The following is a 16,778-nucleotide window of genomic DNA, read 5'->3' on the forward strand; positions in this document are numbered from 1 at the left end:
TCGCCCATTTAAAGACAGAACATTTCCGAACCATGCGCTCCTATTCTACGAACAGTCCCGAAGCCCTGGCCCGCCTGGTTGCCATGGCGATCCTTGCCGATGGTCGCCTGGACAACCGGGAAGTGGACTGGATCAAGCACAACGACACGGCCGCCCTGCTGGGCGTTGATCGGGACACCCTGATCCAGGTCCTGCTGGACTGCTGTCGTGACGTGATCAATGAAGCCGAGCAGGAGCGCGTCTTCCTGCTCGAGGACCACCGCCTTGCCCGCCTCGCCGATGATCTCACCGATCCGGCCCTGCAGAAGGTGGCCCTGTCCGCCATGCTCATCCTCGCCAAGAGCGACGGCAGCGTGACGGAGGGCGAAGAGACCCTGCTGCGCTTTCTGATGAGCCGCTGGGGCCTCAGCCTCGAAGACCTGGCGGCGGCCTGACCTGGGCGGGCGGTCTTGCTCCGCCCGCGCCGTTTTCTGCTTTCGACCCATAAAACCAAGACAATTCAGGAGGATAGCCATGAGCGACCAGATCAAGTATCTGCTCGACGAATCCCGCATGCCCAAGGCCTGGTACAACATCGCCGCCGACCTGCCGGTGCCCCTGCCGCCGCCGCTGCATCCGGGCACCCTGCAGCCTCTTGGCCCGTCCGACCTGGCGCCGATCTTCCCGAACGCGATCATCGCCCAGGAGATGTCCACCGAGCGCTGGATTGATATCCCCGAGCCGGTTCGTGATGTGCTGACCCAGTGGCGCCCCAGCCCCCTGTTCCGTGCCCGCCGGCTGGAGAAGCTTCTCGGCACGCCGGCCAAGATCTACTACAAGTACGAGGGCGTCTCCCCCGCCGGCAGCCACAAGCCCAACTCCGCCGTGCCCCAGGCCTGGTACAACGCCCAGGAAGGCGTCAAGCGCCTGTCCACCGAAACCGGTGCCGGCCAGTGGGGTTCGTCCCTGGCTTACGCGGGTGGGCTCTTCGGGCTGGATGTGACGGTGTTCCAGGTGCGTGTTTCCTACGACCAGAAACCTTACCGGCGTGCGCTGATGGAAACCTGGGGGGCGCGCTGCATTGCCTCCCCATCGGCGGAAACCGAGTACGGCCGTGCCGTGATGGCCCAGTACCCGGACCACATCGGCTCCCTCGGCATCGCCATCTCCGAGGCGGTGGAGGTGGCGGCCAGGAACGACGACACCAAGTACGCCCTGGGCTCGGTGCTCAACCACGTGCTGCTGCACCAGACTATCGTGGGTGAAGAGGCCATTCTGCAGATGGAGATGGCTGGTGACGATCCGGATGTGGTGGTGGGTTGCGTGGGCGGCGGTTCCAACTTCGCCGGTATTGCCTTCCCCTTCATCGGCCTGCAACTGCGCGGCGGCCCCAACGCCAAGAAGCGCCGCATCGTGGCCGTGGAGCCGTCGGCCTGTCCGTCCCTCAGCCGTGGCAAGTACGCCTACGACTTTGGCGACACAGCCCACCTGACCCCGCTGGTCAAGATGCACACCCTGGGCAGCGACTTCACGCCCCCCGGCCTGCACGCCGGCGGCCTGCGCTACCACGGCATGGCACCGCTGGTCAGCCATGTGAAGGAGCTGGGCCTGATCGAGGCCAAGGGCGTTCACCAGACCGCCTGTTTCGAGGCTGGCGTGATGTTCGCGCGCAGCGAGGGTATCGTTCCGGCGCCCGAATCCACCCACGCCATCCGCGGCGCCATCGACGAGGCTCTGCGCTGCAAGGCGGAAGGCAAGAGCGAGACCATCCTGTTCTGCCTGTCGGGCCATGGCCATTTCGACATGACCTCGTACACCAACTACCTGTCGGGCAATCTCACCGACCAGCCCTACGACGAGCAGGCCCTGGCCATTGCGCTGGCTGGCCTGCCGAAGGTCGAAGCCTGATAAACAGGTCTTTCGGGTGAACGCAGAAGGGGGCCGTGTGGCCCCCTTCTGCATGGTGCTGTCCCGGTGCGGCGAAGAGCGCCGGGGCTTTCCTCTATACCCGGAAGCGTGCGATCTGGTCCTTCAGGCTGACGGCGATGCGCTCGAGGCCGATGGCCGCGTCGGCGGCGCCGCGGATGTTCTCGGAGGTGCTCTCGACCATGTTCGAGATTTCTTCGACGCGCTGGGCGATGGAGGTGCTGGCGGCGCTCTGTTCCCGGGTGGCGTCGGCGATTTCCCGCACCCGTTCCAGGGTCTGGCGGGCGCCGGTTTCGATGGCCTGCAGGGCTTCGGCGGCAGAGGCCGCCAGGGAAACCCCCAGATCCACCTCGGGCAGGGCGGCGTTCATGGCATCGACGGCGCTGCTGGTATCGCTCTGGATGCCCGAGATCATCTGTTCGATCTCGGTGGTGGCCGACGATGTGCGTTCCGCCAGCTTGCGCACTTCGTCCGCCACGACGGCAAAGCCGCGGCCCTGCTCGCCAGCCCGGGCGGCCTCGATGGCGGCGTTGAGGGCCAGCAGGTTGGTCTGCCCGGCGATTTCCTTGATCACGTTGGCAATAGACGACACCTGGCCGATGCGTTCCTCCAGGGCCAGGATGCGCCCGGAGGCGCTGGTCACCGTTTCCGACATCTTGCGGATCGCCGCGGAGGCCTGACCGACCCGTTCGCTGCCTTCCGCGGCAAGGCGCATGGCTTCCTGGGAGTTCTGTTCGGTCTCCAGGGCGCTGGAGGAAATATGGCTGGAGCTGACGGTCAGCTCTTCCATCGCCGCCGCCATGGCCGCGGTGGCATCCGACTGACGCACGGCGGCGTCGGCAACCTCGGCGGAGACGCGCGTGATGTGGTCAGCGTTGCTGACCAACTGGTTGGCGCCACTGTTGATCTCGCCCATCATTGACCGCAGTGCCCCTACCATGCTGGACAGGGCTTTGAGCATGCTGCCTTCCCGGGCGTCGCCGAGGGGAGCGGTGAGGTCGCCGGCGGCGGCCTGCTGCATGACTGCCGTGGCCTGACGGGGTTCGCCGCCCAACTGGGCGGTGACGCTGGTGCTGATCCGCCACCCCACCAGGCCGAGCACAATCAGCATGACGGCTGAAATGCCGCCCAGGAGTGTGGCGATGCTGCGGAATTCGCGATCCACATCGTCGATATAGATGCCCGTGCCGAGAATCCAGCCCCAGGGGGCAAAGGGCAGGGCGTAAGTCAGTTTGGGCTGGGGGTCGGTCTCACCGGCCTTGGGGAACCAGTAATCCACAAATCCGCCACCGGCGTTGCCGGCCTTGACCAGTTCGACAATGATGCTTTTGCCGTTGGCGTCCTTCAGGCCGCTGGCGTCCGTGCCTTCGCGCTCGGGTTTGGGCGGCATCAGCACGTAGTGGCTGCGCTGATCCACTACGAACAGGTAGTTGCTCTTGTCGTAGCGCATGGCGCGCAGGGTTTCGGTAGCGCCCTTCTTGGCGTCGGCTTCGCTCAGCGTGCCGGCCTGGAACTGCTTGTGAAAGTGCTCAATGACACCGCTGCCGTTCTCGACGAGATGTTTCGTCTGGAGCTTGCGGTCTTCCATCATGCTGTTGTGCAGGTTAGCGAGGCTCACTGCACACAGGATACAAAGACCAACAAGGGCAAGGGCGACAAGCAGTCGCATGCGCGTGGCGACGCGCAGATTATCAAGACTCATGGCGGATCCTCTCCTCAGTTCCGGTTGTCTTCCGGGTGACTGACCGGTCATCGGTTGATGCCGGTGTTTATGGTATTTCCCTTATTTACGGAGGGTTGTTCCATTTCTTGACACTGTGCGTCGTGATCGCGCAAATAGACGTGTTTGGGGAGGCTGTGCCATCAGGCGTTCCCTGGCCGTGGAAACCCAGTAAAATCCGCGTTTTGCCCAAATTCGCGCGGCCTCTGCCGCGGAGCGCCCATGTCCGTCCAAAAACCGACTTTCCAGCAGATCATCCTGCGCCTCTCGAACTTCTGGGCCGAGCACGGCTGCACCCTGCTCCAGCCTTACGACATCGAGGTCGGCGCCGGTACCTTCCATACCGCCACCTTCCTGCGCTCCATCGGGCCCGAGCACTGGAATGCCGCCTATGTGCAGCCTTCCCGCCGCCCCAAGGATGGCCGCTACGGCGAGAACCCCAATCGCCTGCAGCACTACTACCAGTACCAGGTGGTGCTCAAGCCGTCGCCGGTGAATATCCAGGAGCTGTACATCGACAGCCTGCGTGCACTGGGCATCGACCCCAACGCCCACGACATCCGCTTTGTAGAGGACGACTGGGAATCCCCCACCCTCGGCGCCTGGGGCCTGGGCTGGGAAGTCTGGCTGGACGGCATGGAGGTGACGCAGTTCACCTACTTCCAGGAAGTGGGCTCCCTGAGCTGCAAGCCGGTACTGGGCGAGATCACCTACGGTCTTGAGCGCCTGGCCATGTACCTGCAGGGCGTGGAAAACGTCTATGACCTGGTGTGGTCCATTGGTCCCGATGGCACGCCGGTCACCTACGGCAACGTCTATCACCAGAACGAGGTGGAGCAATCCACCTACAACTTCGAACACTCCAACGTGGATTGGCTGTTCCGCCTGTTCGGCGAATATGAGGCCGAGGCCAAGCGTCTGATGGCGGTACCGTTGGTGCTGCCGGCCTTTGAGATGGTCATGAAGTGCTCCCACACCTTCAACCTGCTCGACGCCCGCGGCGCCATCTCCGTGACCGAGCGCGCTGCCTACATCGGCCGCGTGCGTGCGCTGGCCCGTGAAGTGGCTCAGGCCTATTACAACTCCCGTGAAGCCCTCGGCTTCCCGATGCTGAAGAAGGAGGCCGCGTGATGACCAGCGCGACCCTGCTCGTAGAACTCTTGACCGAAGAACTTCCGCCCAAGGCCCTGCCCAGGCTGGGTCAGGCCTTTTCCAATGGTATCGTGGCCGGCCTGCGCGCCCGTGGGCTGGCGACGGCCGATGGTGCCTTCCGCTGGTTTGCCACGCCGCGCCGCCTGGCGGTGACCATCTCCAACGTGGTCTCCGAAGCGGCCGCCAAGGACGTGACCGAGAAGATCATGCCGGTGTCCGTGGCACTCACCGCCGACGGCCAGCCGACACCCGCCCTGGGCAAGAAGCTCGAGGCCAAGGGCATTCCCCTGTCTGCCGTGGCCAGCTTCGAGCGCCGCATGGACGGCAAGGCCGAAGCGCTGTTCTACACCTCCACGGTGGCGGGTGCGAAGCTCGCCGATGTGCTCGGCGGCATCGTCCAGGACGCCCTCAAGCAGCTGCCCATTCCCAAGGTGATGCGCTGGGGCGATGGTGACGCCACCTTCGTGCGCCCCGCCCACAAGCTGACCCTGCTGCACGGTGCCGACGTGGTGCCGGGTTCGGTGCTCGACATCCAGTCCGGGCGTACCACCAAGGGCCACCGCTTCATGAGCCGTGGCGAGATCGAGATCGCCACCGCCGACGCCTACGAGCCGACTCTGCTGGCTGAAGGCAAGGTCATCCCCGACTTTGCCGAGCGCCGGGCCAACATCGAGAAGCAACTGGTCACCGAGGCGGGCCGTCAGGGTGCCACCCTGGGTGAATACGCCGATCTGCTCGACGAAGTGACTGCCCTGGTCGAGCACCCGACGGTCTATGTCGGCGAGTTCGAGGCCGAGTTCCTGACCGTGCCCCAGGAATGCCTGATCCTCACCATGCGGGCCAACCAGAAGTACTTCCCCCTGTTCGATGCCGACGGCAAGCTGCTCAACCGCTTCCTGATCGTCTCCAACATGGAGCTGGCCGATCCGTCGAACATCATCACCGGCAACCAGCGTGTGGTGCGCCCGCGCCTGTCCGATGCCCGCTTCTTCTTCGAGCAGGACATCAAGGCGGGCCTCACCTCCCGCGTGGTCAAGCTGGATGCTGTGGTCTATCACAACAAGCTTGGCTCCCTGGGCGACCGCGTCCAGCGCGTGTCCATCGTGGCCCGCAAGGTGGCTGGCCTGCTTGGGGCCGACGAGAACCTGGCCAACCGCGCTGCGTTGCTGTCCAAGGCCGATCTGCTGACCGACATGGTCGGCGAGTTTCCGGAGCTGCAAGGCACCATGGGCCGCTACTACGCCCTCGCCGAAGGGGCTGCCCCGGTGGTCGCCGAGGCCATCGAGCAGCACTATCGCCCGCGCTTTGCCGGCGACGCCCTGCCCGACAGCAATATCGGCCGTGCCCTGGCCCTGGCCGACAAGCTCGATTCCCTGAGCGGCTTTTTCGGCATCGGCCAGATCCCGACCGGTGACAAGGACCCGTTCGGTCTGCGTCGGGCGGCGCTGGGTGTGCTGCGCATCCTGATGGAGGCGCCACTGCCCCTCGATCTGGCCGAGCTGATCGAAGCTTCTGCGGCGAGCTTTCCGCCGGGCCGTCTGGGTTCCGAAGTGGCTGCGCCCCTTTACGATTTCATGCTCGAACGGCTGCGCAACACCCTGCGCGACGCTGGGCATGCCCAGGACGTGGTGGATGCCGTGCTGGCCCTCAAGCCGACCCGCATCGATCTCGTGGTACCCAAGCTCGACGCCGTGCTGGCCTTCCAGCAACTGCCGGAAGCTGCCGCTCTAGCGGCTGCCAACAAGCGCATCGTTAACATCCTCAAGAAGGCTGAGGGCGAGATCGGCGAGCCCGACGTGGCCCTGCTGGTTGAGGACGCCGAGAAGGCCCTGTTCCACGCCATCACCGATGTGGCTCCGCTGGCCCGCTCCCACTTCCAGAACGAGGCCTACACCGACGCCCTGCGCGTGCTTGCCGGCCTGCGCACCGCGGTGGACCGTTTCTTCGATGAGGTGATGGTGATGGCCGAAGAGCCGCTGATCCGTCAGAACCGCCTGGCCCTGCTGAACCAGCTGGCCGGCCTGATGAACCAGGTGGCCGATATCTCCCGTCTGTCTGCCTGAGGGCAAACCATGAAGATCATCGTGCTTGACCGGGACGGCGTCATCAATTTCGACTCCGACCAGTTCATCAAGTCGCCGGAAGAGTGGAAGCCGATTCCCGGCTCCCTCGAAGCCATTGCCCGCCTCAACGAGGCGGGCTGGCGGGTGGTGGTGGCTTCCAACCAGTCCGGTGTCGGGCGCGGTCTCTTCGACATGGACACCCTCAATGCCATCAATGAGAAGATGACCAAGGCCCTCGGTCAGGTGAGTGGGCGGCTGGACGCCATCTTCTTCTGCCCCCACGCAGCTGATTCGCCTTGCTCGTGCCGCAAGCCCAAGCCGGGGATGTTCGTGGAGATCGCCGCTCGTTTCAACGTCGATCTCAAGGGCATGCCCGTGGTTGGCGACAGCCTGCGCGACCTGCAGGCAGGCGTTGCCGTGGGCTGCCGGCCCTATCTGGTGAAAACCGGCAAGGGCAGCAAAACCGTGCTTGACCCGGCCCTGCCTGAAGGCACCGAGATCTTCCCCGACCTGGCGGCCGTGGTCGCGCACCTAACCGCCTGAGAGAGCCCCGTGGTCCTGATCCGCAACATCCTGTTCATGTTGGCCCTTGCCGTATTCACGCCCTTATATGCGCTGATTGGCATGGCCAGCTTTCCGTTTGGTCCCAAGACCCGTCACAAACTGATCCGCGGCTGGCCGCGCATCATGGCTTGGGTCATCAAACATGTGTTGGGCATTCCGTATCGGCTGATCGGCAGCGAGAACATCCCGGCGGGCCCGGCCATCGTCGTGTCGAAGCACATGTCAGCATGGGAAACCATCATGCTGCAGGACATCTTTCCGCCCATGGTCTTTGTCATGAAGAGGGAGATCCACAAGGTGCCCTTCTTTGGTTGGGGGATTTCCCAGATGCCGATGATTGCCATCGACCGTGCTGCCGGCAAGGACGCCCTGACCCAGGTGGAAGCCCAGGGGCGTGATCGCCTGGCCCATGGTTTCTGGGTGACGATCTTTCCCGAAGGCACGCGCGTGGCCCCGGGGAGCAAGAAGCGCTACAAGGCCGGTGCCTCCTGGCTGGCCTCCCAGACGGGTACCCCGGTGGTGCCGGTGGCCCATAACGCCGGCGAGTACTGGCCGCGCAACGCCTTTTTCAAGCGCCCCGGTGAAGTGGTGGTGAGTATCGGCCCGGTGATCGACACTACCGGCCTGTCTGCCGAGGAGATCAACGCCCGCGCCGAGGCGTGGATCGAAGGCGAAATGCGCCGCCTCTTTCCCCATCACTACCGTGACCTGCGCAGCAAGGAGACCGCCGCGGCGTGACTGCGACGGCCGTCGAGACCCGTGAGATCGTCCTGGAAGGGCGGCGGGTTGCTTACATCCTGCGTCGGAGCGTCCGCAAGACCCTCGGGCTACGCATCGACCACCGGGGGCTGATTGTTGGTGTGCCCTTGCGTGTGGGCCTGCGTGATGCGGAGTCCTTCATCCGCAGCCACGGGCCGTGGATTGTCGAAAAGCTCGCGGCGCGCGCTGCTGCTCCTGCTGCCGCGCCGGCCTTTGCGCCGCAGGAGGGGGCGGAGCTGCCGGTTCTGGGTGACGTCTGGCGCTTGCGCCTCGGTCGGGGCAACAACCGGGTGGTATGGCATGAAAGCGGTGCCCAACCCGTTCTTGAGCTGGCCCTGAGGGCCGGTGGTGACGCCCGTCAGGTGCTGCTGCGCGGCTTGCAGCAGCGTGCCCTGGGCCTGTTCTGCCATCGGGTCGAGGAGTTCTGCCTGCGTCTCGGACATCCGGTGCCGGCGGTCGGGCTGTCCAACGCCCGCACCCGCTGGGGGAGTTGCAGCAGCCGCAGCGGCATCCGCCTGCACTGGCGCCTGGTTCATCTGCCCCTGGCGCTGATCGACTACGTGGTGGCCCACGAAGTGGCCCATCTGGTCGAGATGAACCACTCGCCGCGTTTCTGGTCTGTGGTGGCATCCCTGTATCCCGATCATGTTGCTGCCCGCCGGGCGCTCAGGCAGGCAGCGGCGGGTCTTCCCTCCCTCTGAAACAAGGAAGTTCTCCATGCGCCTGCTTCACACCATGCTCCGCGTCGTCGATCTCGACCGCTCCATCGCTTTTTACACCGAAGTCCTCGGGATGCGCCTGTTGCGTCGTAATGACTACCCGGAAGGCAAGTTCACGCTGGCCTTCGTCGGCTATCAGGAAGAGTCCGCCGGTGCCGTGCTTGAACTGACCCACAACTGGGGTGTGGAGGCCTATGAGCTGGGGACGGCCTACGGCCACATCGCCCTGGAGGTGCCCGATGCCTATGCCGCCTGTGAGGCCATCAAGGCCCGTGGTGGCAAGGTGGTGCGGGAAGCCGGGCCCATGAAGCACGGCAGCACGGTGATCGCCTTCGTTGAAGACCCGGATGGATACAAGGTGGAGCTGATCCAGGCCAAGGGGGCCGGTACCCACTAGGCCACTAGGCCATCACGCGACTGCGTGCTCGGCAGCCGGGGCGCTTCCGGCGGCCGAACCGGGGCAACTCAGTGCTGGCTGAAGGCTTCGCGCAGGGCGGCGAGTTCCTGCCGCAACTCATGCAGTGCGGCGGGGGCCTCTTCGAGATTCTTTTCACGCCCCATGCGTTCGAGCTGCTGGGCCTTGGCCTGGGCCCGGCTGGCGCAAAAGTTGGAGACGGCGCCTTTAAGGGCATGGGCCGTTCCGTGCAGCGCCTCTGCATCACCTGCGGCCACGGCCGCTTCCACATCGGCCAGCAGTCGGGGCTCGTCCTCGCTGTACATGACCATCAGCTGAGCCAGCAGATCCTCATCGTCGCCCAGGTTGGCCAGCACTTGTTCCCGGTCGAAGACCGGGCCGCTGGCGGGCGGCGATTCGGTAGCCGGCGCAGGGGCCGGGTCGTTGTTGCCCGTGTGGTGGATCAGTACTTCGACCAGATCGGGGGCATGTACGGGCTTGGAGAGGTAACCGTCCATGCCGGCCTGCAGGCAGCGCTCCCGGTCGCCTTTCATGGCGTGGGCGGTCATCGCGATGATCGGCGTGCGGGGTATGCCTGTGGCTTCCCGTTCGCGGATCATGGCGGTAGCTTCGAAGCCGCCCATCACCGGCATCTGCACGTCCATCAGGATGGCGTCGAAACGGTTGGCCGCGTGGAGCGTCAAGGCCTCCTGACCGTTATTGGCCACCTCCACGTGGTGGCCCAGCTTGGCCAGCAGGCGCATGGCCAGGGTCTGGTTCACCACGTTGTCCTCTGCCAGCAAAATACGTAGCTGCCGGCGTTGTTCGCGCAGGGTGTGGCGGGTGATCAGTGGGCGCTCGTCGATCGGGTCAACCGATAGCAGGATGGCATTGAGCAGATCAGAGGCCTCGACCGGCATCGGCAGGTAGGCTGCGACGCCCAGTTCCCGGCAGCGGGCTCCGTCGCCGCGACGGCCTTCGCCGGCCAGCATGATCACGCAGGGCTGGGGAACGGCTGTTCTGGTGATTGTTTCGGCCAGCGAGAAGCCCTCCGCATCGGGCAGCTGGGTGCCAATCACGACGACTCGGTAAGGCAGGCCGCTGCTGCTGGCCTGGGTCAGTTCGCGCAGGCAGGTATTTGCGTCGGGGGCGCAGGTGGGGGCCATCCGCCATTGGCTCAACAGCTCAATGAGGGTGCCGCGTTCGACCGGATTGTCCACCGCGATGAGCACCGGAAGGCCCTCCAGGTGAGCGCGTTCCTCAGTGCTGGCACTGAACTGGCCGAGCTCGAAGCGGGCCGTAAAGCGGAAGGTGCTGCCCTCACCGGGAACGCTGTCCACACTGATCTGGCCGCCCATGGCCCGAACCAGCTGGGCGCTGATGGTGAGTCCGAGACCGGTGCCGCCGTAGCGCCGAGTCGTCGAGGTGTCTGCCTGGGAGAAAGCTTCGAAGATCAGACCCTGCTTCTCGGCCGGGATGCCGACCCCCGTATCCTCCACGCTGAATTGGATGTCTACGCCGCCTTCGATGGTCGGGCCCGGTTGCACGATGACCCGGACGCTGCCCTCCGAGGTGAATTTGATCCCGTTGGAGATCATGTTGATCAGGACCTGACGCAGGCGGTGCGGGTCGCCGATCAGGCTGTCGGGGACTTCCGGGGCGACCTGGACGCTTAGCAGCAAGTCCTTCTCGGCCGCCCGTTGCTGCAGGGTCCGGACCGCGAGGGCCACGCAGTCCCGCAGGCTGAAGTCGATGTGCTCGAAGTCGAGCTTGCCGGCCTCGATCTTCGAGAAGTCGAGAATGTCGTTGATGATGCCGAGCAGGGAATTGGCGGAACTCTTCACCAGGGTGAGATACTCCTTCTGTTCTTCATCCAGCTCTGTTTCCAGGGCCAGGTCGGTCATCCCCAGGATGGCGTTCATGGGGGTGCGGATCTCGTGACTCATGTTGGCGAGGAAATCGCTCTTGGAACGGCTGTTGGCTTCGGCCGATTCCTTGGCCTGGCGCATGATCCGCTCGGCTTCTTTGCGCTCGCTGATATCCCGCAGGTAGGCGGTGATCAAGCGGTTGCCGCCCCCATCCACGGCCACCAGGGCCATTTCCACCGGGAATTCCTTGCCGTCGTGGCGCCGAGCCAGGGTTTCGATGCGTTGCCCCTGGGTTTCAGAGGGGGCATTTCCCAGGAGCTCCCGCAGCTTGGCAGCATGGGTGTCGCGCAGGCGTTCCGGAAAGAGGAGCTCGGAAACCGACTGATGCAGGGCGTCGGCGCGGGATATTCCGAAGGTGCGTTCGGCGGCCGGGTTGAACTCGAGGATGCGGCCCAGGGCGTCGACGGTGATGATGCAGTCAAGGGCCGCCTCGGCGATGGCCCGGTTGCGCAGTTCGCTGGCGGCCAAGGCGGACTGGCCGTCGAAGAGGCGGATGGAGGTCCAATTGAGGGCGTCCACGAGCTTGCGGATCTCGATCACGGAGGTGGGCTCGTTGAGGGTGTCGCCCTGGCAGTTCTCCATGCTTTCGGCAAAGGCCGTGGCCCGCTCCAGGCTGCGCAGGAGCGGCCGCAGGAATACCAGGATGGCCGTGGTGCCGATCAGCAGCGTCAGCAGACCGGCCAGGACGCTGTCCTGCAGGATGTGGTGCAGGCTGTCGTTGGCTGCGGCCGGGTGAATCTCGCTGCGTAGCCAGCCCATGGGTGCCTTGTCTCCAATGCCGACCCAGGCCACGATCAGCGAGCGGCCGGCCTGGGCGTCGATGCTGCCGGCCTGCCTCCCCTGGTCAGGTAGGGGGAGGGGGGTGTCGCTGTGAGGCTCCGCGGTCAGCGGGGCGGCATCCGAGGCGCGGTGGACGCTGGCCAGGGGGGTGCCCTGCCGGTCGGTGACAGTCAGGCGGAGGATGGCTGAGTTGCTGGAGATCTCCAGCAGGTGTTCGGTGATGCCACGCTTGTCGTTGGCGGCCACGTGAGGCTCAAGCACGGCGGCCAGGTGTCGGGTCAGCTCGTCAGCATGGATGCGCTCAAGGCGTTCGACGTAGTTGGCCTGGTCGAAGCCGGTATAGAGCGAATAGGCGGAGGCGGACAGGGTAAGAAGCAGGGCGAACAGCAGGGCGAGCTGCTGGCCTAGGGAGTGAAGCCCGACGCGGTCTGCCAGGCGTTGAAGGGCGCCGCTCATTCCTCTTCGTCCTGGAAGCGCTCCCGCACGGCCAGTACCTCTACCCATTGGTCGAAGAAGGCATCTATGCAGGCTGGGTCAAAGTGCTGCCCGCGTTCCGATTTCAGGAAGTCGACAGCCCGCCCGATCTCCCAGGCCGGCTTGTAGGGGCGGGCCGAGGTGAGGGCGTCGAAGACGTCGGCAACGGCAACGATGCGCCCCACCAGGGGAATCGCCTCGCCCGCCAGTCCGGACGGGTAGCCCGTGCCGTTGAACTTCTCGTGATGGCTGAGGGCGATCTCTGCTGCCAGCTGGATCATCGGAGATGACGAGCCCTTGAGAATGTCGTAGCCGATGGTGGCATGGCGCCTCATGATGACCATTTCTTCATCGGTAAGGCGGCCAGGCTTGAGCAGGATGTGGTCGGGGGTGCCGACCTTGCCCACGTCGTGCATGTGGGCTGCACTCAGCAGGCGCTCACACAGTTCGTCTTCGAGCCCCATGCGCCGGGCGATCAGTTCGGAGTAGTGGGCCATGCGCAGGATGTGGGCACCGGTTTCCGGGTCGCGGAATTCGGCGGCACGGGCCAGGCGGGCAATCGTCTCCCGCTCACGGGCGACGATATCGGCTGTCTGGCGATTGACTTCTGTCTGGAGGTCGTCGTTCCAGTTGCGCAGGCGGGTGTGGCTATTGCGCAGGGCGAGCATGGTCCGCACACGGGGGTCGAACTCGTGTCGGTCAATGGGTTTGGTCAGGAAGTCATTGGCGCCAGCGGTAAGGCTTTGGTAGCGGATTTCCTTTTCGTGGGCCGCCGTAACCATCAGGACGGGCACCACGTCAGCCGGGTGTGTCCGGCGTACAGCATTGATGAACTCGATGCCGTTAAGGTCCGGCATCATGTAGTCGACGATGACCAGATCCGGCTCATGGGTCTCGCACCACTTGAGCCCTTCAACGGGCGACGTGAAGCATACGATCTCGGTGCCTGCGGGGGTGAGCTTGCGAACCAGCGCCTGGATCAGGGTCAAATTCAGGGGCGTGTCATCAACAATGGCTATGGCCATGGGGGCTCCGGTGGGAGGGCGCTGAGGCTTGTCCCGGTGACTTGAGTTATTTCAGATTATCGGCCCGAAGTCCTCGAAGTTAAGTGGCGTCCGCTCAGGGGTTGGAATGGCCATGGCGTTCTCGTGGGCGCCATCGGCCGGAGCCGTGCAGGGCAGTACCAGAGTAAAGCGGGTGCCTTTCCCGGGGGTGCTCTGGACATCGATCTGTCCGCCCAGGGTGCGAGTGACAAGGTTGTAAACGATATAGAGGCCGAGCCCGCTGCCGCCCTTGCCGAGGCGGGTTGTGAAGAAAGGGTCGAAGATGCGCTGCAGACTGGTGCTGTCGATTCCGTTGCCGTTATCCGTGATGCGGATGCTCACGTTGTCGAGGCCGGCCTGGGTGGTCACGGAAATATGACCTTCCGGGCGTCCGGCAAAGGCGTGGATCAGTGCATTGCTGATCAGATTGGTGAGAATTTGCCCCAGGGCGCCCGGATAGCTGTCCATCTGGAGGGCGTTCGCCGGGGCGATGTCGAGGGTGCAGTGGGCGCCCTTTAGCATTGGGCCGAGGGTGACGGCGATTTCGTGGAGCATCTCGCCCAATTCGAAAGGACGGCGATTCTCGCTGCTCTGATCAACGGCAACCTGCTTGAAGCTGCGCACCAGCTCCTGGGCGCGTTGCAGGCTGCGCATCAACAGCTCGCCTGCCTCCCGGGCGTTGTCCATGTAGGCGTCGAAGCTGCTGCGACGCAACCCGCCGGATGCAAACTCCCGGGCCATGTCCTCGGTCCGGGCGGCGAAGGTGGTGGCTACCGTGACGCTGTTGCCGATGGGGGTGTTGAGCTCATGGGCGATGCCGGCCACAAGGGAGCCGAGGGCGGCCAGCTTTTCGCTGTGTACCAGCTCGTCCCGGGCCTGGTGCAGGGTCTCGAGGGTGCTCTGCAACTCTGCGGTACGCTCCGCGACCCGTTGTTCGAGCCCCTCGTTGAGCTCTTCGATGTGCCCCTGAATGCGCCGCAGCTCTGAAATATCCACCAGCGACCATAACCCGCAGTCCTCGCCGTTGATGCGCAGGCGGCATCCGGACACGAGGCAGGTGGCGATTTCGTCACGGCCGCGGGGCCGGATGCGGACTTCGCGCTGGGCCACGATCTCGTCGCGGGCAATGCGGGCATAGAGATCATCGTAGACCTCCGAGTCAACCCAGAAGCCGAGTTCACCGGTGCTTCGGGTCAGGACGGCGCTGCGCTCGAGTCCGAACAGGTTCTCCCAGGCCGGATTGGCGTCCACGTGGGTGCGGTTGGCGAGGCGGGTGACGGACATGGCCACGGGGGCCGAGGCGAAGATCCGCGAAAACTTGGCCTGGCTTTCCTGCAGGGCGTCGTCGGCGGCCTTTTGCTCGGACACATCCCGGACGATGGCGATGAGGCAGGTCTGGCCTTCGATGACGACGGTGGAGGCATTGAGCAGGCAGTGACGCCGGAGACCCTCGCGGGTGCCGATGATGCAGGGAAAGTTGCGCAGCGCACCGTGCTGGCTCACCAGCTCAACCACAGCAGCCCGCTCCTCGGGGATGGGCCACAGGCCCAGGTTCAGGGAGGTGGTGCCGATGGCCTCTTCCCGCGACCAGCCGACCAGCTGGATGAAGGCCTGGTTGACCTCGAGGATGGTGCCGTCGGACAGGCGGCTGATGGTGATGTAGTCGGGGCTGCAGTGGAAGGCGGCGGAGAACATGGCCTCGGAGATACGCTGGGCTTCGGCGGCAGCGCGTTCGGCGCGTTCGAGTCGCAGTTGCTCGCTGATGTCGTGGAACACCGTGAGGATGCAGGCATGCTTGCCGATGGACAGCAGGCGAGCCCGGGCCAGGGTTTCCAGCGTGTGCCCGTCCCGGTGGCGCAGGGTGACCAGCCGGTTATGCACGGCTTTTCCCGCGCGCAGGGTATCGCAGATCTCGGTCTCGTCCTCGGGCCGGGCCCACATGCCGACATTCCGTCCACACTGGCCGAGGCCCTGCTCGCGATCATAGCCCAGCAGGGTGCTCCAGTTGTGGTTCATGTCGATCAGGCGCGTGTCGTCCAGGCTGGTCAGGGTGACCAGATCGGGCAGAAAACGGAACACTGCGGAGAAGCGTTCAAGCGAGGCATCGAGAGCTTGCTCGGCGCTGTGGCGGCGGGCCTGCTCGGTCTGCAGCGCGGTGGTCAGATCGGCAGCAGCACGCCTGGCTGCTGCCCGCTGGCGTTGGCTGAGGCCGAGCCCGATGAGGGCAAACAGGGTGGTGGCGAGCAGTACCGCGACGGGAAGGGAAATCATCGCAACCCTGGGCTGGCCTGGTGGAGGGTGCGCAGGATGCTGGCCATGGTGTCGAAGCCCATGTCGTAGAAGCGCTGCAGCAAGGGGGCCAGGTGCCCGAGGGCGAGTAGCAGCACGCCGAAGCCGACGGTCATGGTGATGGGGAAGCCGATGGCGAAGAGGTTCAGCTGCGGCGCGGCGCGGGTCAGGATGCCGAGGGCGATATTGGTGATGAGCAGCGCGGTGACCACCGGCAGGGCCATCAGCAGACCTGCGGCGAAGATCATGGCCCCCGACCGTACCAGCACCATCCAGCCCCCCTTGTGCAGTTCGCTGCCGATCGGGAGCCACTCGAAGCTCCGGGCCAGGGTGTCCAGCATCAGCAGGTGGCCATTGAGGGACAGGAAGATGAGGGTGGCAAGAAGGGTCAGCAGTTCGGCTACGACTGCGGTCTGACCGCCGGCAATGGGGTCGAAGAAGGTCGCGAAGGACAGGCCCATCTGCAGGCTGATGAGTTCGCCCATCAGGTCGAGGGCCGCAAACACCACGCGCATGGCCAGCCCCATGGCGATGCCGATCAGGGTTTGCTCGACGAGGATGAGCAGCCCGGCCCAGGAGTCCAGGGAAACGTTTGTTGCAGCCGGAAAGGCGGGGGCGACGCCGATGCCCACAGCCAGCCCGACCACCAGTTTGATGCGCCGGGGCAGGGAGTTGTTGCCGAATACGGGCCCCGCGCCGATCAGGCCGAGAACCCGGGCCAGAGGAAAAGCGAAGAGGGCCAGCCAGGCGTCGAGCTGGGCCGCGGTGACGGTCAGCATGGGGTGGGCAGGCTCAGCCGATCATGGCCGGAATGTTCTCGAACAGGCGTCGGATGAAGTCGGTCATCATCGTGATCATCCACGGCCCGGCCAGCACCAGGGTGATGAAGGTGGCGATCAGCTTGGGCACGAAGGACAGGGTCTGCTCGTTGATCTGGGTGGCGGCCTGGAAGATGGAGATGATCAGGCCGGTGGCGAGGGCGGCGATG

General features: G+C 64.9%; 14 protein-coding genes. 8 read left to right on the forward strand and 6 right to left on the reverse strand.

Annotated features, from left to right (window positions below):
- Positions 1-32 precede the first annotated feature (32 nt).
- Both ACIQ09_RS11815 and ACIQ09_RS11820 read left to right on the forward strand, forming a co-directional pair.
- Positions 33-434, forward strand: coding sequence for a hypothetical protein (locus ACIQ09_RS11815; protein WP_398309698.1), 402 nt, complete (start codon positions 33-35; stop codon positions 432-434).
- A gap of 79 nt (positions 435-513) precedes the next feature.
- Positions 514-1,887 carry a TrpB-like pyridoxal phosphate-dependent enzyme gene (locus ACIQ09_RS11820; protein WP_398309701.1) on the forward strand — a complete coding sequence of 458 codons (1,374 nt, stop codon included), beginning with the start codon at positions 514-516 and terminating at the stop codon, positions 1,885-1,887.
- 94 nt (positions 1,888-1,981) lie between these two features.
- Here ACIQ09_RS11820 and ACIQ09_RS11825 read toward each other — a convergent pair whose 3' ends face one another.
- Positions 1,982-3,607: a methyl-accepting chemotaxis protein gene (locus ACIQ09_RS11825; RefSeq protein ID WP_398309704.1), complete on the reverse strand. Its 1,626-nt coding sequence runs from the start codon at positions 3,605-3,607 to the stop codon at positions 1,982-1,984.
- Between the two features lie 240 nt (positions 3,608-3,847).
- Here ACIQ09_RS11825 and glyQ point away from each other — a divergent pair, with 240 nt between their 5' ends.
- From glyQ to gloA, 6 genes are read left to right on the forward strand one after another with little or no spacing between them, the layout of a single operon-like run.
- Positions 3,848-4,756: a glycine--tRNA ligase subunit alpha gene (glyQ, locus tag ACIQ09_RS11830; protein ID WP_398309707.1), complete on the forward strand. Its 909-nt coding sequence runs from the start codon at positions 3,848-3,850 to the stop codon at positions 4,754-4,756.
- Positions 4,756-6,840: a glycine--tRNA ligase subunit beta gene (gene glyS, locus ACIQ09_RS11835; RefSeq protein ID WP_398309710.1), complete on the forward strand. Its 2,085-nt coding sequence runs from the start codon at positions 4,756-4,758 to the stop codon at positions 6,838-6,840. Before glyQ ends, glyS begins: the two co-directional genes overlap by 1 nt.
- Before the next feature lie 9 nt (positions 6,841-6,849).
- Complete coding sequence (gene gmhB / locus ACIQ09_RS11840) at positions 6,850-7,383, forward strand: D-glycero-beta-D-manno-heptose 1,7-bisphosphate 7-phosphatase (protein WP_398309713.1); 534 nt, start codon at positions 6,850-6,852, stop codon at positions 7,381-7,383.
- 9 nt (positions 7,384-7,392) lie between these two features.
- On the forward strand, positions 7,393-8,142 hold the full coding sequence (locus ACIQ09_RS11845) for a lysophospholipid acyltransferase family protein (RefSeq protein WP_398309716.1): 750 nt from the start codon (positions 7,393-7,395) through the stop codon (positions 8,140-8,142).
- Complete coding sequence (locus ACIQ09_RS11850; RefSeq protein ID WP_398309719.1) at positions 8,139-8,864, forward strand: M48 family metallopeptidase; 726 nt, start codon at positions 8,139-8,141, stop codon at positions 8,862-8,864. The genes ACIQ09_RS11845 and ACIQ09_RS11850 overlap by 4 nt, the downstream gene beginning before the upstream one ends.
- 16 nt (positions 8,865-8,880) lie before the next feature.
- Positions 8,881-9,279, forward strand: a complete 399-nt coding sequence (gene gloA / locus ACIQ09_RS11855; protein ID WP_398309722.1) for a lactoylglutathione lyase — start codon at positions 8,881-8,883, stop codon at positions 9,277-9,279.
- A 68-nt stretch (positions 9,280-9,347) separates the two neighbouring features.
- On the opposite strand, the gene ACIQ09_RS11860 is transcribed toward gloA, so the two are convergent.
- From ACIQ09_RS11860 to fliQ, 5 genes are read right to left on the reverse strand one after another with little or no spacing between them, the layout of a single operon-like run.
- The gene (locus ACIQ09_RS11860; RefSeq protein ID WP_398309725.1) at positions 9,348-12,440 is read right to left on the reverse strand and encodes a response regulator; all 3,093 of its coding nucleotides are present in this window, start codon (positions 12,438-12,440) and stop codon (positions 9,348-9,350) included.
- Positions 12,437-13,483, reverse strand: a complete 1,047-nt coding sequence (locus ACIQ09_RS11865) for an HD domain-containing phosphohydrolase (RefSeq protein ID WP_398309728.1) — start codon at positions 13,481-13,483, stop codon at positions 12,437-12,439. Before ACIQ09_RS11865 ends, ACIQ09_RS11860 begins: the two co-directional genes overlap by 4 nt.
- Before the next feature lie 51 nt (positions 13,484-13,534).
- Complete coding sequence (locus tag ACIQ09_RS11870; RefSeq protein ID WP_398309730.1) at positions 13,535-15,772, reverse strand: PAS domain S-box protein; 2,238 nt, start codon at positions 15,770-15,772, stop codon at positions 13,535-13,537.
- The gene (fliR, locus tag ACIQ09_RS11875) at positions 15,769-16,569 is read right to left on the reverse strand and encodes a flagellar biosynthetic protein FliR (protein ID WP_398309733.1); all 801 of its coding nucleotides are present in this window, start codon (positions 16,567-16,569) and stop codon (positions 15,769-15,771) included. Before fliR ends, ACIQ09_RS11870 begins: the two co-directional genes overlap by 4 nt.
- Positions 16,570-16,582: 13 nt before the next feature.
- A complete protein-coding gene (fliQ, locus tag ACIQ09_RS11880) occupies positions 16,583-16,777 on the reverse strand; it encodes a flagellar biosynthesis protein FliQ (protein ID WP_398309736.1) in 195 nt (64 codons plus the stop codon).
- Between the last annotated feature and the right edge of the window lies 1 nt (position 16,778).

The organism is Zoogloea sp. (assembly GCF_044344315.1).
Classification (GTDB): Bacteria; Pseudomonadota; Gammaproteobacteria; order Burkholderiales; family Rhodocyclaceae; genus Zoogloea.

Coding starts and splice junctions, on each gene's coding strand:
- glyS (WP_398309710.1), top strand. CDS start 4,756: ATGACCAGCGCGACCCTGCTCGTAGAACTCTTGACCGAAGAACTTCCG.
- ACIQ09_RS11865 (WP_398309728.1), bottom strand. CDS start 13,483: ATGGCCATAGCCATTGTTGATGACACGCCCCTGAATTTGACCCTGATC.
- ACIQ09_RS11815 (WP_398309698.1), top strand. CDS start 33: ATGCGCTCCTATTCTACGAACAGTCCCGAAGCCCTGGCCCGCCTGGTT.
- gmhB (WP_398309713.1), top strand. CDS start 6,850: ATGAAGATCATCGTGCTTGACCGGGACGGCGTCATCAATTTCGACTCC.
- fliR (WP_398309733.1), bottom strand. CDS start 16,569: ATGCTGACCGTCACCGCGGCCCAGCTCGACGCCTGGCTGGCCCTCTTC.
- glyQ (WP_398309707.1), top strand. CDS start 3,848: ATGTCCGTCCAAAAACCGACTTTCCAGCAGATCATCCTGCGCCTCTCG.
- gloA (WP_398309722.1), top strand. CDS start 8,881: ATGCGCCTGCTTCACACCATGCTCCGCGTCGTCGATCTCGACCGCTCC.
- ACIQ09_RS11820 (WP_398309701.1), top strand. CDS start 514: ATGAGCGACCAGATCAAGTATCTGCTCGACGAATCCCGCATGCCCAAG.
- ACIQ09_RS11870 (WP_398309730.1), bottom strand. CDS start 15,772: ATGATTTCCCTTCCCGTCGCGGTACTGCTCGCCACCACCCTGTTTGCC.
- ACIQ09_RS11860 (WP_398309725.1), bottom strand. CDS start 12,440: ATGAGCGGCGCCCTTCAACGCCTGGCAGACCGCGTCGGGCTTCACTCC.
- ACIQ09_RS11825 (WP_398309704.1), bottom strand. CDS start 3,607: ATGAGTCTTGATAATCTGCGCGTCGCCACGCGCATGCGACTGCTTGTC.